Annotated in this window: 25 protein-coding genes and 1 tRNA gene; 16 read left to right on the top strand and 10 right to left on the bottom strand. The window is 65.8% G+C overall.

Annotated elements, in window-relative coordinates:
• The 5 genes from ACT6QU_RS07010 to ACT6QU_RS06990 all read left to right on the top strand — a co-directional run bounded on the left by ACT6QU_RS07010 (nucleotide 1) and on the right by ACT6QU_RS06990 (nucleotide 4,446).
• Entirely contained in the window at nucleotides 1-1,440 is a 1,440-nt protein-coding gene (locus ACT6QU_RS07010; protein WP_444563470.1) for a sulfate adenylyltransferase subunit 1, read from the top strand.
• 106 nt (nucleotides 1,441-1,546) lie between these two features.
• A complete protein-coding gene (gene modA, locus ACT6QU_RS07005; protein WP_444563469.1) occupies nucleotides 1,547-2,311 on the top strand; it encodes a molybdate ABC transporter substrate-binding protein in 765 nt (254 codons plus the stop codon).
• Nucleotides 2,312-2,317: 6 nt separating this feature from the next.
• Nucleotides 2,318-3,019: a molybdate ABC transporter permease subunit gene (gene modB / locus ACT6QU_RS07000; RefSeq protein WP_444563468.1), complete on the top strand. Its 702-nt coding sequence runs from the start codon at nucleotides 2,318-2,320 to the stop codon at nucleotides 3,017-3,019.
• Complete coding sequence (gene modC, locus ACT6QU_RS06995; RefSeq protein ID WP_444563467.1) at nucleotides 3,016-4,092, top strand: molybdenum ABC transporter ATP-binding protein; 1,077 nt, start codon at nucleotides 3,016-3,018, stop codon at nucleotides 4,090-4,092. The genes modB and modC overlap by 4 nt, the downstream gene beginning before the upstream one ends.
• A gap of 3 nt (nucleotides 4,093-4,095) precedes the next feature.
• Complete coding sequence (locus tag ACT6QU_RS06990) at nucleotides 4,096-4,446, top strand: winged helix-turn-helix domain-containing protein (RefSeq protein WP_444563466.1); 351 nt, start codon at nucleotides 4,096-4,098, stop codon at nucleotides 4,444-4,446.
• 53 nt (nucleotides 4,447-4,499) lie between these two features.
• On the opposite strand, the gene ACT6QU_RS06985 is transcribed toward ACT6QU_RS06990, so the two are convergent.
• Nucleotides 4,500-4,574: transfer RNA gene (locus ACT6QU_RS06985), tRNA-Gly, on the bottom strand.
• 141 nt (nucleotides 4,575-4,715) lie between these two features.
• Between ACT6QU_RS06985 and ACT6QU_RS06980 the strand changes: the two genes are divergently transcribed.
• The 5 genes from ACT6QU_RS06980 to ACT6QU_RS06960 all read left to right on the top strand — a co-directional run bounded on the left by ACT6QU_RS06980 (nucleotide 4,716) and on the right by ACT6QU_RS06960 (nucleotide 7,675).
• The gene (locus ACT6QU_RS06980; protein ID WP_444563465.1) at nucleotides 4,716-5,225 is read left to right on the top strand and encodes a prolyl-tRNA synthetase associated domain-containing protein; all 510 of its coding nucleotides are present in this window, start codon (nucleotides 4,716-4,718) and stop codon (nucleotides 5,223-5,225) included.
• 44 nt (nucleotides 5,226-5,269) lie between these two features.
• Nucleotides 5,270-6,226, top strand: a complete 957-nt coding sequence (trxA, locus tag ACT6QU_RS06975) for a thioredoxin (protein WP_444563464.1) — start codon at nucleotides 5,270-5,272, stop codon at nucleotides 6,224-6,226.
• A 96-nt stretch (nucleotides 6,227-6,322) separates the two neighbouring features.
• Entirely contained in the window at nucleotides 6,323-6,994 is a 672-nt protein-coding gene (locus ACT6QU_RS06970) for an LON peptidase substrate-binding domain-containing protein (RefSeq protein WP_024588257.1), read from the top strand.
• Nucleotides 6,991-7,203 carry a Trm112 family protein gene (locus tag ACT6QU_RS06965; RefSeq protein ID WP_444563463.1) on the top strand — a complete coding sequence of 71 codons (213 nt, stop codon included), beginning with the start codon at nucleotides 6,991-6,993 and terminating at the stop codon, nucleotides 7,201-7,203. Before ACT6QU_RS06970 ends, ACT6QU_RS06965 begins: the two co-directional genes overlap by 4 nt.
• Nucleotides 7,204-7,252: 49 nt before the next feature.
• Nucleotides 7,253-7,675, top strand: a complete 423-nt coding sequence (locus tag ACT6QU_RS06960; RefSeq protein ID WP_444563462.1) for a metallopeptidase family protein — start codon at nucleotides 7,253-7,255, stop codon at nucleotides 7,673-7,675.
• A gap of 97 nt (nucleotides 7,676-7,772) precedes the next feature.
• On the opposite strand, the gene ACT6QU_RS06955 is transcribed toward ACT6QU_RS06960, so the two are convergent.
• The 9 genes from ACT6QU_RS06955 to ACT6QU_RS06915 form a co-directional block, all read right to left on the bottom strand.
• A complete protein-coding gene (locus ACT6QU_RS06955; protein ID WP_444563461.1) occupies nucleotides 7,773-8,090 on the bottom strand; it encodes a hypothetical protein in 318 nt (105 codons plus the stop codon).
• A gap of 260 nt (nucleotides 8,091-8,350) precedes the next feature.
• Nucleotides 8,351-8,593: a DUF982 domain-containing protein gene (locus tag ACT6QU_RS06950; protein ID WP_444563460.1), complete on the bottom strand. Its 243-nt coding sequence runs from the start codon at nucleotides 8,591-8,593 to the stop codon at nucleotides 8,351-8,353.
• Between the two features lie 91 nt (nucleotides 8,594-8,684).
• A complete protein-coding gene (locus ACT6QU_RS06945) occupies nucleotides 8,685-9,968 on the bottom strand; it encodes a TRAP transporter large permease (protein ID WP_444563459.1) in 1,284 nt (427 codons plus the stop codon).
• A gap of 6 nt (nucleotides 9,969-9,974) precedes the next feature.
• Entirely contained in the window at nucleotides 9,975-10,487 is a 513-nt protein-coding gene (locus tag ACT6QU_RS06940; RefSeq protein ID WP_444563458.1) for a TRAP transporter small permease, read from the bottom strand.
• Between the two features lie 63 nt (nucleotides 10,488-10,550).
• Nucleotides 10,551-11,540: a TRAP transporter substrate-binding protein gene (locus ACT6QU_RS06935; protein ID WP_444563457.1), complete on the bottom strand. Its 990-nt coding sequence runs from the start codon at nucleotides 11,538-11,540 to the stop codon at nucleotides 10,551-10,553.
• Between the two features lie 150 nt (nucleotides 11,541-11,690).
• The gene (ilvD, locus tag ACT6QU_RS06930; protein WP_444836866.1) at nucleotides 11,691-13,535 is read right to left on the bottom strand and encodes a dihydroxy-acid dehydratase; all 1,845 of its coding nucleotides are present in this window, start codon (nucleotides 13,533-13,535) and stop codon (nucleotides 11,691-11,693) included.
• 368 nt (nucleotides 13,536-13,903) lie between these two features.
• Nucleotides 13,904-15,241 carry a TRAP transporter large permease gene (locus ACT6QU_RS06925; RefSeq protein ID WP_444563455.1) on the bottom strand — a complete coding sequence of 446 codons (1,338 nt, stop codon included), beginning with the start codon at nucleotides 15,239-15,241 and terminating at the stop codon, nucleotides 13,904-13,906.
• Nucleotides 15,234-15,719 (bottom strand): TRAP transporter small permease, encoded by a 486-nt coding sequence (locus ACT6QU_RS06920; RefSeq protein ID WP_444563454.1) that lies wholly within the window; start codon nucleotides 15,717-15,719, stop codon nucleotides 15,234-15,236. Before ACT6QU_RS06920 ends, ACT6QU_RS06925 begins: the two co-directional genes overlap by 8 nt.
• Before the next feature lie 190 nt (nucleotides 15,720-15,909).
• Nucleotides 15,910-17,079, bottom strand: a complete 1,170-nt coding sequence (locus ACT6QU_RS06915) for an iron-containing alcohol dehydrogenase (protein WP_444565925.1) — start codon at nucleotides 17,077-17,079, stop codon at nucleotides 15,910-15,912.
• A gap of 126 nt (nucleotides 17,080-17,205) precedes the next feature.
• Here ACT6QU_RS06915 and ACT6QU_RS06910 point away from each other — a divergent pair, with 126 nt between their 5' ends.
• The 6 genes from ACT6QU_RS06910 (at nucleotide 17,206) to deoA (ending at nucleotide 23,534) form a co-directional block, all read left to right on the top strand.
• The gene (locus ACT6QU_RS06910) at nucleotides 17,206-18,738 is read left to right on the top strand and encodes an ABC transporter ATP-binding protein (RefSeq protein ID WP_444565924.1); all 1,533 of its coding nucleotides are present in this window, start codon (nucleotides 17,206-17,208) and stop codon (nucleotides 18,736-18,738) included.
• On the top strand, nucleotides 18,735-19,874 hold the full coding sequence (locus ACT6QU_RS06905; protein ID WP_444565923.1) for an ABC transporter permease: 1,140 nt from the start codon (nucleotides 18,735-18,737) through the stop codon (nucleotides 19,872-19,874). The genes ACT6QU_RS06910 and ACT6QU_RS06905 overlap by 4 nt, the downstream gene beginning before the upstream one ends.
• 1 nt (nucleotide 19,875) lies before the next feature.
• A complete protein-coding gene (locus ACT6QU_RS06900; RefSeq protein WP_444565922.1) occupies nucleotides 19,876-20,850 on the top strand; it encodes an ABC transporter permease in 975 nt (324 codons plus the stop codon).
• Nucleotides 20,850-21,242, top strand: a complete 393-nt coding sequence (cdd, locus tag ACT6QU_RS06895; RefSeq protein WP_444565921.1) for a cytidine deaminase — start codon at nucleotides 20,850-20,852, stop codon at nucleotides 21,240-21,242. The genes ACT6QU_RS06900 and cdd overlap by 1 nt, the downstream gene beginning before the upstream one ends.
• Nucleotides 21,239-22,045 (top strand): purine-nucleoside phosphorylase, encoded by an 807-nt coding sequence (locus ACT6QU_RS06890; RefSeq protein WP_444565920.1) that lies wholly within the window; start codon nucleotides 21,239-21,241, stop codon nucleotides 22,043-22,045. Before cdd ends, ACT6QU_RS06890 begins: the two co-directional genes overlap by 4 nt.
• A 169-nt stretch (nucleotides 22,046-22,214) precedes the next feature.
• Nucleotides 22,215-23,534, top strand: a complete 1,320-nt coding sequence (deoA, locus tag ACT6QU_RS06885; protein ID WP_444565919.1) for a thymidine phosphorylase — start codon at nucleotides 22,215-22,217, stop codon at nucleotides 23,532-23,534.
• The last annotated feature ends 193 nt before the right edge of the window (nucleotides 23,535-23,727 follow it).

Raw genomic sequence — 23,727 nt, 5'->3', positions numbered from 1 at the left:
ATGAGCCTCGACGCTGAAATCCTGCCGCTCGAACCCGAATTCGAGCGTGACGGCGAGCCCGTCGCAGCCGATCATGAAGACGGCCGCCGTCTGCGCTTTCTCGTTTGCGGCAGCGTCGACGACGGCAAGTCGACGCTGATCGGCCGCCTGCTGTGGGACACGAAATCCGTCGCGGAGGATCACCGCGCGGCGCTGATCGCCAAGGGGTCGAAGCAGAACGATCTGTCACTGCCCGATTTCGGCCTGCTCCTTGACGGGCTCAAGGCCGAGCAGGAACAGGGCATCACGATCGACGTCGCCTACCGCTATTTCCAGACACCGCGCCGCGCCTTCATCGTCGCGGACACGCCCGGCCATGAGCAGTATACGCGCAACATGGCGACCGGTGCCTCGACGGCAGACCTCGCCGTGCTTCTTGTCGACGCGCGCGCCGGCCTTCTCGAACAGACGCGCCGCCATGCCGCCATCGTCCATCTCATGGGCATCCGGCAGGTCGTGCTCGCGGTCAACAAGATCGACCTCGTCGGCTACGACCGGGCGGTCTTCAACGATATCGAACTCGAATTCCGCGCCTATGCCGCCCGGCTCGGCGAGATGGCGATCACCGCAATCCCCCTTTCCGCGCTCAAGGGCGAGAACATCGTCACGCCGGCGCGTGAAAATCTCGGCTGGTATTCCGGCCCGACATTGATCGAAGCTCTGGAGACGGCCCCGACGGCGCAGCTTTCGGGCCTGTCCTTCCGCATGCCGATCCAGCGTGTCTCGCGCCCCGGCGAAACCTTTCGCGGCTATCAGGGCACGGTCGCGGCCGGCTCCGTCGCCGTCGGCGACAGCGTCGTGGTCGCGCCGTCGGGTCAGACGGTCTCGGTTGCCCGCATCGTCACCTTCGACGGAGACGTGGAGCGCGCCGAAGCCGGCGCTGCCGTCACCCTCGTCTTCGACCGGAAGGTCGACGCCGCGCGCGGCGACGTGCTCACGGCAGCCGATGCCACGCCGCTCACCGGACGCGATTTCACGGCGACATTGGTCACGCTGCAAACGGACGGCCTGAAGGATGGCGCGCGCCTCTGGCTCAAGGCTGCCGGCCGGATGAAGCGCGTCCGCGTGTCCATCGATGAGGCTTACGATCTCGGCGCCGGGCGCTGGACGAAATCGACCACGCTGCCCGTCAATGCCATTGGCCGGGTCCGCCTGCACTTTGCGGAAGATGCGATCTTCGACCGCTTTTCCGATTGCCGCGACACCGGCGCCTTCATCCTGATCAGCCCGAAGACCAACAACACGGTCGCCGGTGGCATGATCGCCGATCTCGCCGAGACTGAAAGCGACGGCAAGGAACACGTCACGCTGTCACTGCCGCACGATCTCGCGGAATTCATCCTCGGCTTGCCGGCCGTCAAGGCGCGGCGCTCGGAAATCGAGATCATTCCGGACCGCTGAGGCAGTCCGGACATATCGACTGTCGCCCTCGGCTTCTTCCACGCCTTGCACGAAGCGATACGTTATGTTCATCTGAAACCATCGCTATTGCGGTGGGAGGTTTCAGATGCGCAGATTTCTTGCGACCATTGCGATTTCCCTGTGTGTCGCCCTGCCGGCGCGCGCGCAGGAGCCGGTCACGGTCTTTGCCGCCGCCAGTCTCAAGACCGCACTCGACGCGATCAATGAGTCCTGGTCGCAGGAAGAGGGCAGGCAAGCCACGGTTTCCTATGCCGGCAGTTCCGCGCTCGCCAGGCAGATCGAAGAAGGTGCGCCAGCCGATCTGTTCATCTCCGCCGATCTCGACTGGATGGCCTATCTTACCGATCGCGACCTGATCGACACGGCAAGCGAGCGCCGCCTTCTCGGCAACCGCATCGTCCTCGTCGCACCGGCAGACTCCTCGGTCGAGCTTTCCATCGAGCCCGGCTTCGACCTTTCCGGCGCGCTCGGCGATGGACGACTTGCCATGGCCAATATCGACGCCGTGCCCGCCGGTCGCTACGGCAAGGCGGCACTTGAAGCGCTCGGCGTCTGGGACGCTGTGGCCGACAAGGTCGCGCAGGCCGAGAACGTTCGGGCCGCGCTCCAGTTCGTCGCGCTCGGCGAGGCGCCGCTCGGCATCGTCTACCAGACCGATGCGACCGCCGAGCCCGGCGTGCGTGTCGTCGGCACCTTTCCCGAAGACAGCCACGGACCGATCATCTATCCCGCCGCGCTGACGGCCGACAGCGCCAATCCCGACGCCGCCGCCTTCCTCGACTATCTGCAAGGGGACGCAGCCCGCGCGATCTTCGAGGAACAGGGCTTCACCGTCCTTGCCGGCGACTGAACGGGAATGGAGTGGCTGCAGCTTTCACCTGCCGAATGGACCGCTGTGCGGCTTTCGATCTGGGTCGCCAGTTGGGCGACGGTCGCCAGCCTGCCCTTCGGCATCCTCGTCGCCTATGCGCTCGCGCGCTGGTCCTTTCCAGGCAAGGCGCTGCTTAACGGTCTCGTCCACCTGCCGCTGATCCTGCCGCCCGTCGTCACCGGCTATCTCCTGCTGCTCGCATTCGGCCGTCGCGGGCCGCTCGGCCAGTTCTTCGAAACGGTGTTCGGCCTCGTCTTCTCGTTTCGCTGGACCGGCGCCGCGCTCGCCGGCGCCATCATGGCGTTCCCGCTGATGGTGCGGGCGATCCGGCTCTCCATCGAGGCGGTGGACCCGAAGCTCGAACAGGCGGCCGGCACGCTCGGCGCCCATCCGGCCTTCGTCTTCGCCACGATCACCCTGCCGCTCGCGCTGCCCGGCATCATCGCCGGCACCATCCTCGCCTTCGCCAAGGCGATGGGCGAGTTCGGCGCGACCATCACCTTCGTCTCCAACATTCCCGGCCAGACGCAGACTTTGCCGTCCGCCATCTACACCTTCACGCAGGTGCCCGGCGGCGGCACGGGCGCAATGCGCCTGACGCTCATCGCCATCGCCGTCGCCATGTCCGCGCTCGTCGCCAGCGAAATCCTGGCGCGCCGCGTGTCGTGCCGGATGCAGGGCGCATGAGCCTCGACGTCGCCCTGCGCCACAAGATGAGCGATTTCGCGCTCGACATCGCGTTCCGCTCGGCCGGCGGCTTGACCGCGCTCTTCGGCCCGTCCGGGTCGGGCAAGACGTCCGTCGTCAACATGATCGGCGGGCTGGTGCGGCCCGATTCGGGCCGGATATCGACGGATGACCGCGTCCTGGTCGACACCGCAAGGGGCACGTTCCTGCCGCCGCACAAGCGCCGCATCGGCTACGTCTTCCAGGACGCCCGCCTCTTCCCGCACCTCACCGTATGCCAGAACCTCATCTATGGCCGTCGCTTCGTGCCGCAGGCCGAGCGCTACGGAGACTTTTCAGAAACGGTCGACCTTCTCGGCATCGCGCACCTCCTCGACCGCAAGCCGGCCAGGCTTTCCGGCGGGGAGAAGCAGCGCGTCGCCATCGGACGCGCGCTCATCGCCAGTCCGCGCCTGATCCTGATGGACGAGCCGCTCGCCTCGCTCGACGACGCCCGCAAGGCGGAAATCTTGCCTTTCATCGAGCGCCTGCGCGATGAGGCGCGCGTGCCGATCGTCTATGTCAGCCATTCCGTCGCCGAGGTGGCCCGGCTCGCCACCGACATCGTCGTGCTCGATCGGGGCCGTGTCAGTGCGACAGGCCCGGCGCGCGATATCCTCGCCGGGCTCGACCTTCTCCCGGGATCGGTCGGAGACGAAGGCGGCTCGCGCCTGGTGCTTGATTTCGACCGTTTCGACGCCGCCATCGGCCTGTCGCTCTTCCGCTCGCCAGCGGGCCTGTGGCACCTGCCGCCCTCCACCCACATGCCCGGCGACAAGGTGCCGATCTTCGTGCGTGCGTCCGACATCCTCCTCGCCACTCAGCCGCCTGAAGGCATCAGCGCACTCAACGTCTTTGCGGGCCGCGTCACCGGATTGCGGCCGGCGCATGCGCATGACCTTCTGGTCGATCTCGATTGCAATGGCGACCGTCTCACCGCCCGCATCACCCGTCATTCGGCAGTCCGGCTCGATCTGGCCGAGGGCATGGCCGTCCACGCCATCGTCAAGACCGTTCGCCTGAAGGAGAGCTGAGCCATGCTGGAACCGCCGCGCCTCAGCCTGCGCATCGACCTGCCGCCGAAAGGCCGGATCGGGCCGGGGAAGATCGCGCTTCTGGAGCACATCGCGGCCACGGGCTCGATCTCGGCCGGCGCGCGCGAGATGAAAATGTCCTATCGCCAGGCGTGGTCGCTGGTCGAGGAACTGACGCAGCTCTTCGGACGGCCGGTCATCCTCGCGCAAAAGGGCGGCTCCGGCGGCGGCGGCGCCGAACTCACGCCGCTCGGCTTCGCCCTCGTCACCCGCTACCGCGCCGTCGAGCGCGCAGCATCGAGCGCCGCGCAGGCGCATCTCGACGCACTCGCGCGGGAAATCGATGAAAACTGAGGCCGAAAAACACGAAAGCCGCGGACGAGCCGCGGCTTTTCGGTGGAGATAATTGGAGCGGGTGAAGCGATTCGAACGCTCGACCCCAACCTTGGCAAGGTTGTGCTCTACCCCTGAGCTACACCCGCTCGCACCCAGCATCGCCGGGAACGGGGCTTATATGGCCGAACTCGATTGTGATTGCAACAGGGAAATATCGCCGAACCAGCTTTCGCAACGGAGCCTCGCCGACTATGAGGACGCATCTCGAACTCCCCTTGCGAGCTCCCATGCCGAAGACACAGGACGATCTCTTCAACATGCTTGCCGAACTCGGCATTTCGGTCGAGACCGTCGAGCATCCCCCGCTCTTCACCGTCGATGAATCGCAGTCGCTGCGCGGGCAGATCGCGGGCGGGCACACCAAGAACCTCTTCCTCAAGGACAAGAAGGACCGGTTCTTTCTCCTGACGGTCGAAGAGACCGCCGAGGTCGACCTGAAGCAGGTCCACCACGTCATCGGCGCGTCGTCGCGCGTCTCGTTCGGCAAGCCGGAGAAGCTGATGGAGTATCTCGGCGTCATTCCCGGCGCGGTGACGGCCTTCGGCGCGATCAACGATGCGGGCGGGAACGTCACCTTCGTTCTCGATGCCGCGCTGATGGCGCATGAGACGATCAACGCCCATCCGCTGGTCAATACCGCCACCACCTCGATCCGCGCCGACGACCTCGTCAAATTCCTGCGCGCCACCGGACATGAGCCGTTGATCTTGAATGTTTCGGCCGTTTCGCCACATTGACGACACGCCGCGCCGCGCCCGCTTATCTTGAAAGGACAGTTCCCATGCACCGCGATCCCGCCCAGCCCGCCTTCGCCGCCTCCATGGAAGGGGGCGCCGGCCTCGTCGGCTCCCAAGCCGCGCCGGCCGACGGGTTGATCAAGGACACGACGACCGCAAGCTTCGGTACCGACGTCGTGCAGGAATCGCGCAAGCAGCCCGTTCTCGTCGATTTCTGGGCGCCATGGTGCGGGCCTTGCAAGCAGCTCCAGCCGGCGCTCGAAAAGGTCGTTGCGGCAGCCAAAGGACGGGTCAAGCTCGTCAAGATGAACATCGACGATCACCCGTCGATCGCCGGCCAGCTCGGCATCCAGTCGATCCCCGCCGTCATCGCCTTCAAGGACGGCCAGCCGGTCGACGGCTTCATGGGCGCGGTGCCGGAAAGCAAGATCGTCGAGTTCATCGACAAGGTGGCCGGCCCGGGCAATGCCGGCGCGGCGATCGAGGACGCGCTGGCGGCGGCCGGCGAGGCACGCGCGGCGGGCGATCTGCAGGGCGCGGTCGGCATCTATTCGGCCGTTCTCGCCGAGGAGCCCGGCCATCCGCAGGCCAGCGCCGCGCTCGCGACGCTTCTCCTCGACGCCGGCCAGAAGGACGATGCGCTGTCGGTGCTCGAACAGGTTCCCGCCGACAAGGCCGGCCATGCCGACATGCTCGCCATCAAGGCCCGGCTCGACCTCGACGAGCAGGTCGCCGGGCTCGGCGACCCTGAAGCGCTCGAACGCCGGCTCGCCGCCGATCCCGCCGATCACGAGGCGCGTTTCGACCTCGCTTTGATCCAGAACGCGCGCGGTGACCGGGCGGCGGCGACCGATTCGCTGCTCGCCATCGTCAAGGCGGACCGCGAATGGCGTGAGGACGGCGCGCGGGCGCAGCTCCTCAAGTTCTTCGAGGCCTGGGGCATGACCGACCCGGCGACGCTTGCCGCGCGGCGCAAGCTCTCCTCCGTGCTCTTCTCCTGATCCACCGGCCCTTGAGGTTCACCGCCGCTGCACCACATAAATCGTGGAAGCGGAACCGGCCGAGTGGAACCGGCCCGGGCCAATGAGGGAGCAGCCGTGCAGGCGGGAAACGCACGTTATCGCAGCGCGAGGGACATACCGGAGATGGTGCCGGTGTTTCCGCTCGCCGGCGCACTGCTCCTGCCGGGCGGGCGCATGCCGCTCAACATCTTCGAGCCGCGCTATCTGGCGATGATCGACGCGATCCTGTCGAAGAGCCGCCTCGTCGGCATGATCCAGCCCGCGCTCGACGGAAGCCTGCGCGAGGATGGCGAACCGCAGCTTTGCGAAGTCGGCTGCCTTGGCCGGCTGACATCCTTCGCCGAGACGGGGGACGGCCGCTACCTGATCTCGCTCCAGGGCGTCTGCCGCTTTCGGCTCGACCACGAGGCGCATGTCAAGACCGCCTACCGCCAGTGCCGCATCCTGCCCTTCGTCGCCGATCTCGACGAGGCGTCGGACACGAGCGAACTCGACCGTCCCGCGCTGCTGCGCGCATTCCAGGCCTATCTGCAGGCGAACGACCTCGAGGCGGATTGGGATTCGATCCGGCGGGCCGAAAACCGTTCGCTGGTCAACGCGCTGTCGATGATGGCGCCTTATGGCGCGGCGGAAAAGCAGGCGCTGCTCGAAGCGCCGGACCTCAAGACCCGCGCCGAGACGCTGATCGCGATCACCGAGATGGCGCTCGCGCGCGACGGGGATCTGGGCGGCGGGAGCCTCCAGTGACGACCCATCCCCCCGTCCGCAGCCGCCTCACCGATCCGAAGCTGCTGGAGCTTCTGGTCTGCCCGTTGACCAAGGGCGGCCTCGAATATGACGAGGCGCGACAGGAGCTCGTCTCGCGCCATGCGCGGCTTGCCTATCCGATCCGCGACGGCATCGCGGTCATGCTGCCGTCGGAGGCGCGGACGCTCGAGGACGACGAACGGCGCTGATTTCCGGCGGGGGTCGAAATCGGCCTGCAAAAGGTCTATATGGCGCTGCATGGGCCGCATCTACAAAACGCGCGCCTGGCACGATCAGCTCTCCCCCTCGCTGGAAGAGTTCGAACTGCTGGCGCTGGAAACCTACGCACACCTTCCGGAAACCTTCAGGCAACTGACGGGCGAGATCGTCATTCTCATCGCGGAATTTCCGACCGACGAGACCATGGACGATCTGGCGCTCGAAACGCCGTTCGACCTGCTCGGCCTGTTCGAGGGCAAGGGCATCGCCGAGCGCTGGAACCCGCAATCGGGCGAAGGCCCGAACCGCATCACCCTCTACCGCCGCGCCATTCTCGATTACTGGTCGGAGAATGAGGAAACGCTGGGCGACATCGTCAGCCATGTCCTGATCCATGAGATCGGCCATCATTTCGGCCTGTCGGACGACGATATGGAAAAGATCGAGGAAAACGCGGACTAGCATTTTGCAGCCGGACGGTATCGTCCGGCGTCGCACAAATGCGGCTGGAAAAGAATACTAGGGCGGCATCGCGGCATTCGCCAGAATGCCCGCCGCGCTAGTTCCCGACGGCCAGGGATGGCCTCGGGACGGCAGTCTTGCGTGGCCGGTCGACGGGCATAGAGACCGGCGCCACCGGCTTCGGCCCTTGTCTGACGGAAGCTTTCGGCAGCGCCGCACGCTGAACCTTCGCCGGCGGTCGCACCGCCTTCTTCTCCACCGGCCGCTCGATCTTCGCCGGTGGCTTTTGCGCCGCATCGTGCAACCGTCGCGCCGCGTCGTCGCCGAGCCAGAGATAGGCCCCGCCCGCCAGCGCTGCCGTGAGCGCGCCGGTGACGATCCATTTCCCGGACTTCGATTTTCTGCGTCGTGCCATGCCGCGATTATGTCGGCAGACCCTTAAGAGGGCGTAAGCCGCGCCGCGGGCCGCGCACAAAAAAGGCCCGCCGGGGGAGGAGGTCCGGCGGGCCGATTTCCAGGCGACGCGGGAGGAGGTGCGTCGCCGACGTCTCGGGATCGGGGAGGAGGTCGATCCGTCGACCTCCCTTATCTAGGATCGGTCATTTATTTCGGCAATCGAAAAAATTGCATGGAAGCCATGCAAAATCATCCGCGGCAATCTGTCATCCGCTTCAATCAGGCGCCGAGGCGCGATTCGTCGACTGCCTGGGCGAACATGTTGCGCGCAAGCTGCGGCGATGTCTCGCCCCTGACCGCGCTGCGGCAGGCGCGATTGGCGGCATGATACCATTTGCCCCGCGTCGCCGGCCACGCCTCGGCGAGCGTCTGTGCCGCCTGCATGGCATCGCGGATTTCGAGCACGCGGTCGCCGGTTCGCAGCACGACGGGTTCGGGAAACTGGACGTTCGTCGCGGTCATGAAGCCTCCTCGCGCCATTTCACGCTTTATGTCGTTGTAATGCTTTCCGTGAAATTAAGTTCCCGTCAAGATGGCGAAATGGTGACGGCGATCAAAATCCGCTCACGCGCGGCGCCCAGGTCGAGAGAGCCGGGATGAATGTGATCAGCAGGAGCACGATCAGATGCGTCGCGAGAAAGGGCGGCATCTCCCGTACCAGCCGGCTGACCTTCAGGTCGACCGCCGATGAGACGACGAAAAGGAGGCTCCCCACGGGCGGCGTGATCAGGCCGATCGTCAGGTTGAGAATCACGACGATGGCGAAATGGGTCGGGTCGATGCCGAGCGTCGTCGCGATCGGCGCCAGGATCGGCACCAGCACCATGACGCCCGGCAGCGGGTCCATGAACAGGCCGAAGGCGAGCAGCAGCACGTTGACGGCGAGCAGGAAGACGATCGGCGACAGTTCCATCGCGATGATGGCGGCGGCGAGCGTCTGAGGCACGCTCTGGATGATCAGTACCCAGGCAAATGCGCGCGCGGCCGCGAGGATCAGCAGGACCGACACGCTGACCAGCGCGGCGCGCAGGATGATCTCAGGCAAGGCGCGGATCTTCAGCGTGCGGTAGACGAACATGCCGCACAAAAGCGCATAGAACACCGCGACGACGGACGCCTCCGTCGGCGTGAAGACGCCGAAGCGGATACCGCCGATGATGATCACGATCAGGAGCAGGGCGGGGATGGCGTGGATGGTCGTGCGGATCATGTCGCGCACCGGCGGGCGCGGCTCGTCGCTCTTGTAGCCGCGCCTGCGGCTGACGAGGAAATTGGTCCCGCACAGTGCCAGTGCGATGATGAGGCCGGGCACGATGCCAGCAACGAAGAGCCCGCCCACCGACACTTCCTGCACCTGCAGCGCGTAGATGATCATGATGATCGATGGCGGGATGATCGGCCCCATGACGGCGGAGGATGCGGTCAGCGCGCCGGCATATGCCTTGTCGTAGCCGCTCCGTTCCATCATCCGCGTCATCATCGCGCCGGGTCCGGCGGCGTCGGCGAGCGCCGAGCCCGAAATGCCCGAGAACATCGCCGACGACATGACGTTGGCGTAGCCGAGCCCGCCGCGCAGATGGCCGACGAACTGTGCCGCGAAGCGCAGCAGCACCATCGTCATCGCGCCGCCTGTCATCAGCTCTGCCGCCAGCACGAAGAACGGCACCGCCATCAGCGGGAAGGAATCGAGCCCCGAGAACATCTCCTTGACGATGACGAGCATCGGATAGTTCGAGCCGAAGGCGACGGCCAGGAAGGCGGAGATCGCCAGCACGAAGGCGATCGGAAAGCCGATGACGAGGAGGATCAGGAAAGAGGAGAAGAGGATCGTGGTCATGATGCGTCAGCCACCGGCAGCCGAGTTTTCGTCGACGCCGGCGATGCGGTCGAAGGCGTTGTCGCCGACGAAGCGGCGGGCGATGAGCAGGAGATGAATCGTCATCAGCGCGAAGCCGATCGGCATTGCCGCATAGATGGCCGAGAAGGGGATGCGGGTCGCAGGCGTCATCTGAAAGCGCATGCGCAGCGCATAGGAATAGCCGACCCAGATCATCACCGCGAAAAAGACCAGGAGGCCGGCGACGATGATGGCACGCAGCGCACGCTGCGGCTTGTCGGGCATGGCGTCATGCAGATTGGTGATTGCGACGAGGCCGCCGGTGCGCAGCGCCAGGCCCGCGCCGAGAAACGTCATACACACCATCAGATAGCGCGCGACCTCCTCGGCCCAGACGATCGAGAAATTGGTCGTGTAGCGCAGCGTGACGTTGGCGAAGACGATGGCCGACATGGCGGCGAGGATCAGGACGAGCGCCCATTTGTTCGCTTCGACGAAGATCTTTTCGGCGGTCCGCATGGGCGCATCCCTACAAGGGTGAAAGCCGGGCCGGCCGGAGCCGGCCCGGTCGATGCACGGGCTTTATTCGACCGCGGTGATCTTTTCGATCAGGGCGCGGTCGTACTGGCCGTAATACTGCTCATAGGCGGTCGCCAGCGCTTCCTGGAACTGCGCCTTCTGCTCGTCGGAGAGTTCGCCGACTTCCATTCCCGCGGCACGCAGTTCCTCGACGCCGCTCGCCTCGACCTCGTCGACGAAGCCGCGCATCGCAGCGACGGCCTGGGTCGCGCCATCGGTGAAGACGGCCTTGTCCTCGTCCGACATGGCGTTCCACAGATCCGGCGAGACGAGCAGCATGGCCGGCGAATAGACGTGGCCGGACAGCGTCAGGTGCTTTTGCACTTCCGAAAGCTTGGCGGAGGTGATGACCGAGAGCGGGTTTTCCTGTCCGTCGATCGTGCCCTGCTGCAGCGCGCCGATCACTTCGGGCCAGGCCATCGGGGTCGGCGCCGCGCCCAGCGTCTCGAAGGCGGTGATGTGGACCGGGTTTTCCATCGTGCGCAGCTTCAGGCCGGCCATGTCGTCCGGGCCGTCGATCGCGCCGCGATTGTTGGTGATGTGGCGGAAGCCCTGTTCGCCCCAGGCGATTGCGATCATGCCGGCATCGGCGAACTTGGTCAAAAGCTCGTCGCCGACCTCGCCATCCATCACGGCGCGGGCATGTTCGAGGTTGCGGAACAGGAAGGGAATGTCGAAGACGCCGGCTTCCGGCACGAAGTTCGACAGCGTGCCCGAGGAGACGATCGTCGCCTCGACGGTGCCGATCTGCAGGCCTTCGAGCACTTCACGCTCGCCGCCAAGGCCGGATGAGGGGAAATGGGTGAAGGTGTAGCGGCCGTCCGTGCCGGCCTCGACGACTTCCTGCCACTTGTTGGCGGCGACGCCGTAATGCGAATCGACGGCGAGCGCGTAGCCGAGCTTCACTTCGGTCTGCGCCAGCGCCGAGCCGGCGAGAAGCGAGCCGGCCAGAAGCGCGGTCAGCCCGGCGAGGCGGGTCCTGGTCAGGTTCATGCGTAGTCCTCCCTGTTGATGGCGCAGCCTTCCGGGCTGCGTCGTTCCTTGAAATCGGTGCCGTGCGAAATCCTCCCGCCGGCATGGGCTTTTCGTCTAGCGTCTGGCGGGCGGGCTTTCAAAAGGAAAGTCGCCCGCCACGGCGCTGGTTCAGTCGATCTCCGGCACCTGCCGCACCGCGCCTTTCGCGGCGCTCGTCGCAAAGGCGGCGTAAGCCTTCAGCGCCGGGGTCACGTTGCGCTTGCGCTTCTCAGCCGGCTTCCACCCGGCCGCGGCCTGCGCCTTGCGGCGCGCTTCCAGTTCGGCATCGTCGACGACAAGGTGGATGGTGCGGTTCGGGATGTCGATCTCGATCCGATCGCCCTCGCGCACCAGCCCGATCGTGCCGCCCTCGGCCGCTTCCGGCGAGACGTGGCCGATCGACAGACCCGACGTTCCGCCCGAAAAGCGGCCGTCGGTGAGGAGCGCACAGGCCTTTCCGAGGCCCTTCGACTTCAGATAGCTGGTCGGGTAGAGCATTTCCTGCATGCCCGGCCCGCCGCGCGGTCCCTCATAGCGGATCACCACCACGTCACCGGGATTGATCTTGTTCGTCAGGATCGCGTTGACGGTGTCGTCCTGGCTTTCGAAGACGCGCGCCGGCCCGGAGAATTTCAGGATCGATTCGTCGACGCCGGCGGTCTTCACGATGCAGCCGTCGAGCGCGACGTTGCCCTTCAGCACCGCGAGGCCACCATCCTTGGAGAACGGGTGCTGCGCGTCGCGGATGACGCCCTTTTCACGGTCGAGGTCGAGTTCGTTCCAACGGGCGCTCTGGCTGAACGCAACCTGCGTCGGCACCCCGCCGGGCGCGGCCGAGAAAAGCTCGAGCGCGGCCGGATTGTCGGTCACTGCGATGTCCCAGCGGTCGATCGCATCGCCGAGCGTGGGCTCGTGAACGGTCGGCAGGTCGCGGTGGATCAGCCCCGCGCGGTCGAGTTCGCCGAGGATCGCCATGATGCCGCCGGCGCGATGAACGTCTTCCATATGGACGTCCGACTTCGCCGGCGCGACCTTCGACAGGCACGGCACCTTGCGCGACAGCCGGTCGATGTCGTCCATGGTGAAGTCGATCTCGCCCTCATGCGCGGCGGCGAGGATGTGCAGCACCGTATTGGTCGATCCGCCCATGGCGATGTCGAGCGCCATCGCGTTCTCGAACGCGCCTTTCGAGGCGATGTTGCGCGGCACCGCGGTCGCGTCGTCGCTCTCGTAATAGCGCTTGGCGAGGCCGACGATGCGCTGGCCGGCCTCGAGGAACAGCCGCTTGCGGTCGGCATGGGTGGCGAGCGTCGAGCCGTTGCCGGGCAGCGACAGGCCGAGCGCCTCGGTCAGGCAGTTCATCGAATTGGCGGTGAACATGCCCGAGCACGAGCCGCAGGTCGGGCAGGCGGAGCGCTCGATGACGGCCACGTCCTCGTCCGACATCGTGGCGTCGGCGGCAGCGACCATCGCATCGACGAGGTCGAGCGCGTGGATCTTGCCGTCCGACAGCTTCACCTTGCCGGCCTCCATCGGCCCGCCGGAAACGAAGATGGTCGGGATGTTGAGGCGCAGCGAGGCCATCAGCATACCGGGGGTGATCTTGTCGCAATTGGAGATGCAGACCATGGCGTCGGCGCAATGCGCGTTGACCATGTACTCGACCGAATCGGCGATGATCTCGCGGCTCGGCAGCGAATAGAGCATGCCGTCATGGCCCATCGCGATGCCGTCGTCGACGGCGATGGTGTTGAACTCCTTGGCGACGCCGCCGGCCGCCTCGATCTCGCGCGCGACGAGCTGGCCGAGATCCTTCAGGTGGACGTGGCCCGGCACGAACGGCGTGAAAGAGTTTACCACCGCGATGATCGGCTTACCGAAATCGGAATCCTTCATGCCCGTCGCGCGCCACAGGCCGCGCGCGCCGGCCATGTTGCGGCCATGGGTGGTGGTTCTGGAACGGTAGGGGGGCATCAGAATCTCCTCATCGCGCGACCGGGCAACGAAATATCGCTGCGAGGGCTGCGCACGGTCACAATCTTGCGTCGGCGCCGTTCATAAAGGCGAACGCGCGCGAGAGCCACCCCGAAGAGCGGCCGGCCATGACTGGAATTTCGGCAAAAAAGAAGGCCCGTCGGGGGAGGAGATCCGACGGGCCTGATTTCGTGCGGTGCGGGAGGAGGTGCACCGCAGTCATTGTCTCGGGCCAGGGAGGAGGTTGGCCGTTGACAATCCGAAGATAGGAGCACCGCCAGGATGGTGCAATGCAACAAATTGCATGGCAGCCATGCAATTGTGCCTGCGTCATTCTGGCCTGCCCTACAACCCATTGGAAACGCTCATTACCTTAGGACATTGACGAGGAACTGCGACATCTGCGGAAAGGCCGCGATGATCGCAAGGCCGATCGAGCAGGTCACAAGGAACGGCAGTGCACCATAGGCGATCCGCTCCAGCGGCAGCTTGGTGATGTTGGCCGCGACATAGAGATTGATGCCGACCGGCGGGGTGAAGAGGCCGATGGCGAGGTTCACCATCACCAGCACGCCGAACCAGACCGGGTCCCAGCCGAGTTCGCGCGACACCGGCAGGAAGATCGGCAGCGCGATGAACATGATGGTGATCGCGTCCATGAACATGCCGGCGATCAGCAGGATCAGCATGATGACGGCGAGGATCACCCATTGATTGTCGGAAAGGCCCAGCAGCGCGCTCGAATACTGGCCGACCAAATCGTCCACCGTGACGACCCAACCGAAGAGGCTGGCGTAGGCGACGACGAGCATGACGACGGCCGACGACGCACTTGCCGCGACGGTCGCCTCGTAGAGCTTGGCGACCGAGAGCGTGCGATAGGCAAGGCCGCCGACGAGGATCGCATAGACCGTCGCGACGATCGCCGCTTCGGTCGGCGTGAAGGCGCCCGAATAGATGCCGCCGAGGATGACGACCGGCGTCACCAGACCCCAGAAGGAATCGATGAAGGACCGCCACAGGCGCTTTCCATAGGGCAGGCCGGCGTCGGGCATCGGCATGAGCGCCTCGACGCTCGGGCTGCCCCCCGCGGGCGACGATTTCTTCGCGAAGGGCAGCGTCGCCAGCATCAGCACGCCGAGGAAGAGGCCGGGGATGATCGCGGCGATGAAAAGCTGCGAGATCGAGGTCTCGGCGATGACGCCGTAGATGACGAGGCCGATCGAGGGCGGGATGACGATCGACAGCGCTGCGCCGGTGCAGACGAGACCGGCGGCGAAGGAGCGCGAATAGCCGTCCTCGTGCATGCCCTTGATGATCAGCGGGCCGATCGCCGCGACGGATGCTGGGCCCGAACCCGAGACCGCGCCCCAGAACAGGCAGACGACGGTTCCCACCACGCCCATGCCGCCCGGCAGGCCGCCGATCAGCACCCGGAAGAAGCGGATCATCCGCTCGGCGATGCCGAGCGCGCCCATCAGCGTGCCGGCGAGGATGAAGAAGGGGATGGCGAGAAGCGAGAACTTGGCGATGCCGGTGGCGATCAGGTCGCCGACGAGGTCGAGCCCGAAGCCCAGCACCCACATCGCATAGATCGAGGACAGGCCGAGCGCGAAGGCGACCGGAACCTTCAGAAACAGAAGCACGACGAAGACGAGCAGCATCTGCGTGCCCGGGCCCATGTCGATACCTATCATCTCAGCCATTGGCTGCCTCCGGTTCCGCACGCCCGGCAAAGGCGTCGCGCGCATATTGCAGGTAGCGGATCAGGATCAGGGCGAAGCCGAAGGGCAGGGCGACGCTGTAGTACCATGCCGGAATCTGCAACGCGTAGGAGCGGATGCCACTCGACATCTGGTTGGTGACGAGCTGCCAGCAGAACCAGGCCGAAAGCGCCAGAAGCAGCGCCGAAAGAACCGTGGCAAGCAGCAGGATGGCCTTGCGGACCGGCGCGGGAACAAGATCGTAGAGAAGCGTGACGGCCAGGTGATCGCCGGTGCGCGCGGCGATCGCTGCGCCGAAGACGGTCAGGAGCAGGAAGCCATTGGTCAGGAGTTCCTCGGACGAGGCCAGCGAATAGCTCGTCAGGTAACGCACGACGACGTTGACGAAGCCGAGGGCCGTCATGGCCGCGAAGATCGCCACGCAGACGATCTTCTCCAAGTCACGCAGGATGAAATTCATGCGCTCGCTTTCGTTTCGCGGGTCGGAAATGGAGGCGCTCCATGGCGCCCCCCTCTGCCCTGCCGGGCATCTCCCCCGCGAGGGGGGAGATTAGTCTCGTCGACGGCACCGCGTGATCTCCCCCCATGCGGGGGAGATGCCCGGCAGGGCAGAGGGGGGCGCTGTCCCGCAGTCATTTCCGCCATTCCCCTCACCACGCTGCCCGGTAGATAGCCAGAGCATCAGCTTCCGAAACGCTGCGCGGATTGTTCACCAGCAGGCGCTGCTGCTTCATCGCATCCGCCGCCATTTTAGCGAGCGCATCCTCGCCGATCCCCACATCGCGCAAGCGAGTCTGCAGCCCGACGCGCTTCGACAGTTCCGCCAGTTCCTCGATGAAGGCCGCGCAGCGCCCCTGGACGCCTTCTTCGCCGTTCAGCGCAGGAAAGCAGTCGCCTGCGATCTCGGCGTAAAGATGCGCCGCATCCGGCGCGTTGAAGCGCAGGACGTGCGGCAGGACGAGCGCGTTCGACAGGCCGTGCGGAATGTGGAACGTGCCGCCGATCGGATAGGCAAGCGCGTGGACGGCGGCGACGGGCGAATTGGCGAAGGCCTGGCCGGCGAGCATCGAGCCGAGCAGCATCGCTCCGCGCGCGTCGCGGTCCTGCCCGTTGGCGATCACCTTTTCGATATTGGCGCCGAGGAGGCGCAGGGCTTCACGCGCAAGCATCTTCGACAGCGGATTGTTGTTGGCGCTCTTCGAGGCATAAGCCTCGATCGCATGGACCATGGCGTCGATGCCGGTCGCGGCGGTGATTGCCGGCGGCAGGCCGAGCGTCAGGTCCGCGTCGAGGATCGCGATGTCGGGCAGGATGAGCGCACTTGAAACGCCGCGCTTTTCCTCTTCGCCGACCGTGATGATGGAGACCGGCGTCACCTCCGATCCCGTCCCTGCAGTTGTCGGGATCAGGACCAGCGGCAGCCGCGGCCCCTTGGCCTGCGCCACGCCCCAGGCATCATTGAGGTCTTCGCCCGAGCCGAGCAGCAGCGCGGCCAGCTTCGCGACGTCGAGCGACGAGCCGCCGCCGAAGCCGACCACCCCGCTCGCGCCCCGGCCGGCCTCCACAGCCTTCATCAAGGTCGCGCGCGACGGGTCTGCCTCGACCTCGCCAAACACCGTGACCTCCACAGCGGCCGCTTTCAGCGAGGCGATGGCGGCGTCAGCGAGACCGATCTTGAGGAGACCCGGATCGGTGACGAACAGCACGCGGCTGCCGACGCGCTTGCCGGCGATCTCGCCGAGCCGCGCGGCACTGCCGGGCTCGAACACGATCGATGCGGTGGTGTTGAACGTGAAGGGGGAGAGGGGTGTTGCTGTCATGGGCGCGAAAGTGCCAAGCGGTCCGGCGCTTGTCGAGTGACAAAGCGTCAACTGCCCGCATTTGCAGGCCGGATGCGCTCATGCTAATTCCGAGGTTTGACCAAGGCGTCCAGACGGAAATCCTGCATGTCCGAAGCTGCGATCGAACTTGTCGGCATCAACAAGAGCTTCGGCCCTGTTCATGCCAACAAGGATATCGACCTCAACATCAAGGCCGGCACCATTCACGGTATCGTCGGCGAGAACGGAGCCGGGAAATCGACGCTGATGTCGATCCTCTACGGCTTCTACCAGGCCGATTCCGGCGAAATCCGCGTCGGCGGCAAGCCGGTGGCGATCACCAGTTCCAACCACGCCATCGCGCTCGGCATCGGCATGGTGCACCAGCATTTCATGCTGGTTCAGAATTTCACGGTGCTCGAAAACATCATCCTCGGCGCCGAAGGCGAGGCGCTGCTCAATTCCTCCATTTCCAAGGCCCGCTCGGAACTGAAGCGGCTGGAGAAGGAATACGGCCTCGACGTCGATCCCGATGCGATCATCGAGGACCTGCCCGTCGGCCTGCAGCAGCGTGTCGAAATCCTGAAGGCGCTCTACCGCGGCGCCGATATCCTCATTCTCGACGAGCCGACCGGCGTGCTGACGCCGGCCGAGGCCGACCACCTTTTCCGCATCCTCGCCCAGCTCCGCGCCGAGGGTAAGACGGTGGTGCTGATCACGCACAAGCTGCGCGAGATCAAGGCGATCACCGACAATGTCTCGGTCATGCGCCAGGGCCAGATCGTCGCGACGCGCAAGACCGCCGAGACGACGGTCGAGGAACTGGCCGAACTGATGGTCGGCCGCCGCGTCCTCCTGCGCGTCGAAAAGGGCGACGCCCGGCCCAGCGACGTCAAGCTTTCGGTCCGCAATTTGACCGTCGTGGATTCGCGCGGGGTCAAGGTCGTCGACAACGTCTCCTTCGACGTGCGTGGCGGCGAGATCGTCGGCATTGCAGGCGTCGCCGGCAACGGCCAGTCGCAGCTTCTGGAGACGATTTCCGGCATCCGCCCGGCCGTCTCCGGCACCGTCATGCTCGACGGCAAGCCGATCGACGTCACCGGCGTGGCCGATCCGGGCGAACTGCGCGACCGCGGCCTCGCCCATGTGCCCGAGGATCGACACTATGTCGGCCTCGTCCTGCCCTTCGAGGAATACGAGAATTCGATCCTCGGCTATCACGACCGGCCCGAATATCTGAACGGCCCATTCCTCAACATCGAGGCGATCCGCGCCGATGCGAAGAAAAAGATCGGGCAATATGACATCCGCCCCGGCAACGAGCGGCTGAAGACGGCGAATTTCTCCGGCGGCAACCAGCAGAAGATCGTGCTGGCGCGCGAGATGGAAAAAGACCCCGGCGTTCTGATCATCGGCCAGCCGACGCGCGGCGTCGACGTCGGCGCGATCGAATTCATCCACAGGCGGCTGATCGACATGCGCGACCAGGGCAGGGCGGTCCTGCTCGTCTCGGTCGAGCTCGACGAAATCCGCTCGCTCTCCGACCGCATACTGGTGATGTTCGACGGCCGCGTGGTCGGCGAACGCTCCGGCGAAGCGACCGAAGGCGAACTCGGCCTCCTGATGGCCGGCATCGACGGCAAGGAGGCCGCCGAATGAGCGTACCTTATGCGAAATTGCCCGCCTGGGCCGATTACGGGCTGATCCCACTGATCAACGTCGTCGTCGCCTTTGCGGTGGCGGGCCTCGTGGTGCTTCTGGTCGGCGAAAGCCCGGTCGAGGCGTTCACCTATCTGATCGAGGGCGCGTTCGGGCGCGGGCAGAACATCGCCTACACGCTCTATTATGCGACCAGCTTCATCTTCACCGGCCTCGCAGTCGCGGTCGCCTTCCATGGCGGGCTGTTCAACATCGGCGGCGAGGGGCAGGCCTATGTCGGCGGGCTGGGCGTCGCGCTCGTCTGCCTGTCGCTCGACGGCATCCTGCCCTGGTGGATCAACTTCCCGCTGGCGATCCTCGGCGCGGCGTGCCTCGGCGCGCTCTGGGCGTTCATCCCCGCCTATCTGCAGGCCAAGCGCGGCTCGCACATCGTCATCACGACGATCATGTTCAATTTCATCGCCGCCAGCCTGATGGTCTATCTCCTGACGACCGTCCTGAAACCGGCCGGCTCGATGTCGCCGCAGACCCGCACCTTCCTCGATGGCGGGCAACTGCCGAAGCTGAACTTCGTCTTCGACTGGTTCGGTGCCTCGGTGCGTTCCTCGCCGCTCAACATCTCCTTCCTTCTGGCGTTGCTCGCCGCCTTCCTCGTCTGGCTCCTGATCTGGCGCACCAAGCTCGGCTACGAGATCCGCACGCAAGGCTTCAGCCCCAAGGCGGCGCGTTATGCCGGCATCGGCGAGACGCGGATCGTGCTCGTCACCATGCTGATTTCCGGCGCGCTCGCCGGCATGATGGCGCTGAATCCCGTGATGGGCGACGCCAACCGGCTGCAGCTCGATTTCGTCACCGGCGCCGGCTTCGTCGGCATCGCGGTGGCGCTTATGGGCCGCTCGCACCCTGCGGGCATCATCCCGGCCGCGATCCTCTTCGGCGTGCTCTATCAGGGCGGCGCGGAAATCGCTTTCATGATGCCCTCGATCAGCCGCGACATGATCATCATCATCCAAGGCCTGGTGATCCTCTTCGCCGGGGCGCTGGAGCACATGTTCCGCCCGTCCCTGCAGGCGCTGTTCGCCTCGATCTCGCCGCGCTCGGGCGCCGGCGAAGCCGCCGGCCAGAAGGGAGCCTGAGATGGATCAAGCCTTCGTCGTCCTGATCCAGATCCTGGATTCCACCGTCCGCCTGTCGATCCCGCTGATGTTCGCCTGCCTTGCAGGGCTCTATTCCGAGCGCGCCGGCGTGTTCGACATCGGCCTCGAGGGAAAGATGCTGGCGGCGGCCTTCGCCGGTGCGGCCGCTGCCGCCGTCTATGGGTCGGCCTGGATCGGCCTTTGCTTCGCGGTCATGGTCTCGGTCGCGCTGGCGCTCGTCCACGGCTTCGCCTCGATCACCAATCGCGGCAACCAGATCGTCTCGGGCGTCGCCATAAACTTCATCGCCGCCGGCACCACCGTCATTCTCGGCCAAGCCTGGTTCGCGCAGGGCGGGCGCACGCCGTCGCTCTCCGCCGAAACGCGCTTCACCGGCGTTCATCTGCCCTTTGCGCAGGAACTGAGAGAAGTCCCGGTGGTCGGCTATATCTATTACGAGCTGATCTCGGGCCATTCGATGCTCGTCTACCTGGCCTTCGCCACCGTCGCCTTTACCTGGTGGGTCCTGTTCCGCACGCGCTTCGGCCTTCGCCTGCGTGCGGTCGGCGAAAACCCGGCCGCCGTGGACACCGCCGGCATCTCGGTCACGTGGCTGCGCTATCGCGCGGTCATCTGCACCGGCATCCTGTGCGGCTTTGCCGGCGCCTATCTTTCGATGGGCCTTGGCGCGGGGTTCGTGAAGGACATGACGGCCGGCCGCGGCTATATCGCGCTCGCCGCGCTCATCTTCGCCAAATGGAAGCCGGTGCCTGCGATGTTCGCCTGCCTGCTCTTCGGCTTCCTCGACGCCGTCTCGATCCGCCTCCAGGGCTCGCCCCTGCCGATCATCGGGCCGGTGCCGACGCAGTTCATGCAGGCGCTGCCCTATGTGCTCACCGTCATCCTCCTCGCCGGCTTCATCGGCAAGGCCATCCCACCGCGCGCCGGCGGTGTGCCTTATGTGAAGGAGCGGTGATGTCGAAGGACCTCTTCGTCGCCGCCCGCGAGGCGATGGCGCACGCCTATGCGCCCTATTCGAAATTCCCGGTTGGCGCGGCGCTTCTGACGACCGATGGCCGCGTCTTCACCGGCGCGAACATCGAGGTCGCGTCCTATCCAGAAGGCTGGTGCGCCGAGACGACGGCGCTCGGGCATTACGTCATGGCCGGCGGCGGCAAGCTGGCTGAAATCGCCGTTGTCGCCGAAAAGATGGATCGCATCACGCCCTGCGGCGGCTGCCGCCAGCGGCTCGCCGAGTTCGCCGATCCGGACACCAAGCTGCATCTTTGCGACCAGAACGGCATCGTCGAGACGGTCACCATGGCCGAAATCCTGCCTTTCGGCTTCAAGGGAGACACGCTGAAATGACCGAAGCCGCTGCCCGCCTGAAAGAACGTCTCGCCGGCCGCGCGCCGAAGATCGCGCTCGTCCTCGGGTCCGGCCTTGGCGGCCTCGTCGACGAGGTCGAGAACGCCGTGCGCATCCCTTATGGCGAATTGCCCGGCTTTCCGCAGAGCGGCGTCACCGGCCATGCCGGCCAGATCGTCGCCGGCGACCTTTCCGGCCGTCCGGTGTTGATGCTCGCCGGCCGCGCGCACTATTACGAGCACGGCAACGCCGCCGCCATGCGCCCCGTCCTGGAAACGCTGGCCGCCATCGGCATCGACCGGCTGCTGCTTACCAATGCGGCCGGTTCGCTGCGCGAGGAGATGCCGCCCGGCTCGGTGATGATGATCACCGACCACATCAACTTCTCCGGCACCAATCCGCTCTTCGGTGAACAGACCGACCGCCGCTTCGTCGGCCTGACGGAAGCCTACGATCCGGGCCTGCGCGCCGCGATCGAGCGCGCCGCGAAGACGACCGGGACGGAACTCCACAAGGGCGTCTACATGTGGTTCTCCGGCCCCTCTTTCGAGACACCGGCCGAAATCCGCATGGCGCGCGTCTTCGGCGCCGATGCGGTGGGCATGTCGACCGTGCCGGAAGTCATCCTCGCGCGGTTCTTGGGGCTTCGCGTCGCGGCGTGCTCGGTGGTGACGAACCTCGCCGCCGGCATGACGGGCGGGGAATTGTCGCATCAGGAAACGAAAGACATGGCGCCCTTGGGCGGCAAGCGCTTGGCGGCGATCTTCAAGGCGATGTTTGCGGATGAGGCGTTGGATGGGTAGCCTCGCGATCCTTCGCGCCCCCCTCTGGGCTGCCGCCCATCTCCCCCGCGAGGGGGGAGATCATGCTCGTCATCGACACCGCGTAGTCTCCCCCCATGCGGGGGAGATGTCCGGCAGGACAGAGGGGGGCGCGACGGAGCGCATCCCTATGAGATTGGCGCCCTGACGAATGCTCCCCCAGGAAATCATCCGCAAAAAACGCGACGGCATCGCACTCTCCGCGGCCGAAATCTCCGCCTTCGTCGACGGTCTCTCCAAAGACACCTTCACCGAAGGCCAGGTCGCCGCATTCGCCATGGCGACCTATCTTAACGGCATGTCACGCGACGAGGCCGTTTCGTTGACGCTCGCCATGCGCGATTCCGGCCACGTGCTCGACTGGTCGGACCTGCCCGGCCCGGTCACCGACAAACATTCGACCGGCGGTGTCGGCGACAATGTCTCGCTAATGCTGGCCCCCATTGTGGCGGCGTGCGGCGCCTATGTCCCGATGATTTCCGGACGCGGTCTCGGCCACACCGGCGGCACGCTCGACAAGATGGATGCGATCCCCGGCTACCGCTCGCAGCCGGATGAGGCGCTGTTTCGCCGGACCGTCAAGGCGGCCGGCTGCGCGATCATCGGCCAGACCGCGGACCTCGCGCCCGCCGACAAGCGCTTCTACGCGATCCGCGACATTACCGCGACGGTCGAGTCCGTCCCGCTCATCACCGCCTCGATCCTGTCGAAGAAGCTCGCCGCCGGGCTGAAATCGCTGGTGCTCGACGTCAAATGCGGCAACGGCGCCTTCATGGCCTCGCTGGACAGGGCCTCGGAACTCGCGACCAGCCTCGTCGAGGTGGCGAACGGCGCCGGCCTGCCGACGACCGCGCTCATCACCGACATGAACGCCCCGCTGGCCTCGGCGGCCGGCAATGCTGTCGAGGTGCGCAACGCCGTCGAATTCCTTACCGGCGCGCATCGCGACCGGCGTCTTGAGGATGTCACGCTGGCGCTTGCGGCGGAAATGTTGATGTCGTCCGGCATCGCATCGACGCCGCAGGAAGCGACGGCGCGGGCGCAGGACGCGCTGGCATCGGGTGCGGCGGCCGAGCGCTTCGGCCGCATGGTGAACGAACTCGGCGGGCCGGCCGATTTCGTCGAAAAGATGGACGGCTATTTGCCGAAAGCTGCCGTCGAACGCCCGGTCCTGGCCGGGGAGGCGGGCTTCATCGCGGACATCGCCACGCGCGATATCGGCCTTGCCGTCGTGGAACTGGGCGGCGGGCGCCGACGCGCGGAAGACAAGGTCGACCCGACCGTCGGCATTACGCGGATCGTCACGCCGGGCGAGCGAGTGGAAAAGGGCGCGATGCTCGGCCTCGTCCATGGCCGCAGCGAATTCGAGGCGGAACAGGCAGCCGAGACGCTGCGCCGGTCGATCCGGATATCGGCTGAACGTTCCGCCATGCGGGATACGGTCCTGCAACGCATCGCGATACGGACGTAAAGCGGTCCCGTCAGCGCGAGGCTACCCCCACCCTTTATCCCTCCCCTTGTGGGGATCGTTGCGAAATTCCCGACGCGCTTGCTTTGATGCGGTCGCAGGTGTGCGGCGGCGTGGATTGGCGATTGATTTGGCCGCGGTTTGGCGATGGGGGGAGCGTTGTCCGGCTGCCTCAGGCGAGCTTGAGGGCGCGTTT

Origin of the sequence: Aliihoeflea sp. (assembly GCF_052435475.1) — a bacterium.
Classification (GTDB): domain Bacteria; phylum Pseudomonadota; class Alphaproteobacteria; order Rhizobiales; family Rhizobiaceae; genus Aliihoeflea.
This window is presented reverse-complemented; position numbering and strand designations above follow the sequence as displayed.

Excerpts from the sequence above, each read along its gene's own strand:
- ACT6QU_RS07010 (WP_444563470.1), top strand. The coding sequence starts at position 1 with ATGAGCCTCGACGCTGAAATCCTGCCGCTCGAACCCGAATTCGAGCGT.
- modA (WP_444563469.1), top strand. The coding sequence starts at position 1,547 with ATGCGCAGATTTCTTGCGACCATTGCGATTTCCCTGTGTGTCGCCCTG.
- modB (WP_444563468.1), top strand. The coding sequence starts at position 2,318 with ATGGAGTGGCTGCAGCTTTCACCTGCCGAATGGACCGCTGTGCGGCTT.
- modC (WP_444563467.1), top strand. The coding sequence starts at position 3,016 with ATGAGCCTCGACGTCGCCCTGCGCCACAAGATGAGCGATTTCGCGCTC.
- ACT6QU_RS06990 (WP_444563466.1), top strand. The coding sequence starts at position 4,096 with ATGCTGGAACCGCCGCGCCTCAGCCTGCGCATCGACCTGCCGCCGAAA.
- ACT6QU_RS06980 (WP_444563465.1), top strand. The coding sequence starts at position 4,716 with ATGCCGAAGACACAGGACGATCTCTTCAACATGCTTGCCGAACTCGGC.
- trxA (WP_444563464.1), top strand. The coding sequence starts at position 5,270 with ATGCACCGCGATCCCGCCCAGCCCGCCTTCGCCGCCTCCATGGAAGGG.
- ACT6QU_RS06960 (WP_444563462.1), top strand. The coding sequence starts at position 7,253 with ATGGGCCGCATCTACAAAACGCGCGCCTGGCACGATCAGCTCTCCCCC.
- ACT6QU_RS06955 (WP_444563461.1), bottom strand. The coding sequence starts at position 8,090 with ATGGCACGACGCAGAAAATCGAAGTCCGGGAAATGGATCGTCACCGGC.
- ACT6QU_RS06950 (WP_444563460.1), bottom strand. The coding sequence starts at position 8,593 with ATGACCGCGACGAACGTCCAGTTTCCCGAACCCGTCGTGCTGCGAACC.
- ACT6QU_RS06945 (WP_444563459.1), bottom strand. The coding sequence starts at position 9,968 with ATGACCACGATCCTCTTCTCCTCTTTCCTGATCCTCCTCGTCATCGGC.
- ACT6QU_RS06940 (WP_444563458.1), bottom strand. The coding sequence starts at position 10,487 with ATGCGGACCGCCGAAAAGATCTTCGTCGAAGCGAACAAATGGGCGCTC.
- ACT6QU_RS06935 (WP_444563457.1), bottom strand. The coding sequence starts at position 11,540 with ATGAACCTGACCAGGACCCGCCTCGCCGGGCTGACCGCGCTTCTGGCC.
- ilvD (WP_444836866.1), bottom strand. The coding sequence starts at position 13,535 with ATGCCCCCCTACCGTTCCAGAACCACCACCCATGGCCGCAACATGGCC.
- ACT6QU_RS06925 (WP_444563455.1), bottom strand. The coding sequence starts at position 15,241 with ATGGCTGAGATGATAGGTATCGACATGGGCCCGGGCACGCAGATGCTG.
- ACT6QU_RS06920 (WP_444563454.1), bottom strand. The coding sequence starts at position 15,719 with ATGAATTTCATCCTGCGTGACTTGGAGAAGATCGTCTGCGTGGCGATC.
- ACT6QU_RS06915 (WP_444565925.1), bottom strand. The coding sequence starts at position 17,079 with ATGACAGCAACACCCCTCTCCCCCTTCACGTTCAACACCACCGCATCG.
- ACT6QU_RS06910 (WP_444565924.1), top strand. The coding sequence starts at position 17,206 with ATGTCCGAAGCTGCGATCGAACTTGTCGGCATCAACAAGAGCTTCGGC.
- ACT6QU_RS06905 (WP_444565923.1), top strand. The coding sequence starts at position 18,735 with ATGAGCGTACCTTATGCGAAATTGCCCGCCTGGGCCGATTACGGGCTG.
- ACT6QU_RS06900 (WP_444565922.1), top strand. The coding sequence starts at position 19,876 with ATGGATCAAGCCTTCGTCGTCCTGATCCAGATCCTGGATTCCACCGTC.
- cdd (WP_444565921.1), top strand. The coding sequence starts at position 20,850 with ATGTCGAAGGACCTCTTCGTCGCCGCCCGCGAGGCGATGGCGCACGCC.
- ACT6QU_RS06890 (WP_444565920.1), top strand. The coding sequence starts at position 21,239 with ATGACCGAAGCCGCTGCCCGCCTGAAAGAACGTCTCGCCGGCCGCGCG.
- deoA (WP_444565919.1), top strand. The coding sequence starts at position 22,215 with ATGCTCCCCCAGGAAATCATCCGCAAAAAACGCGACGGCATCGCACTC.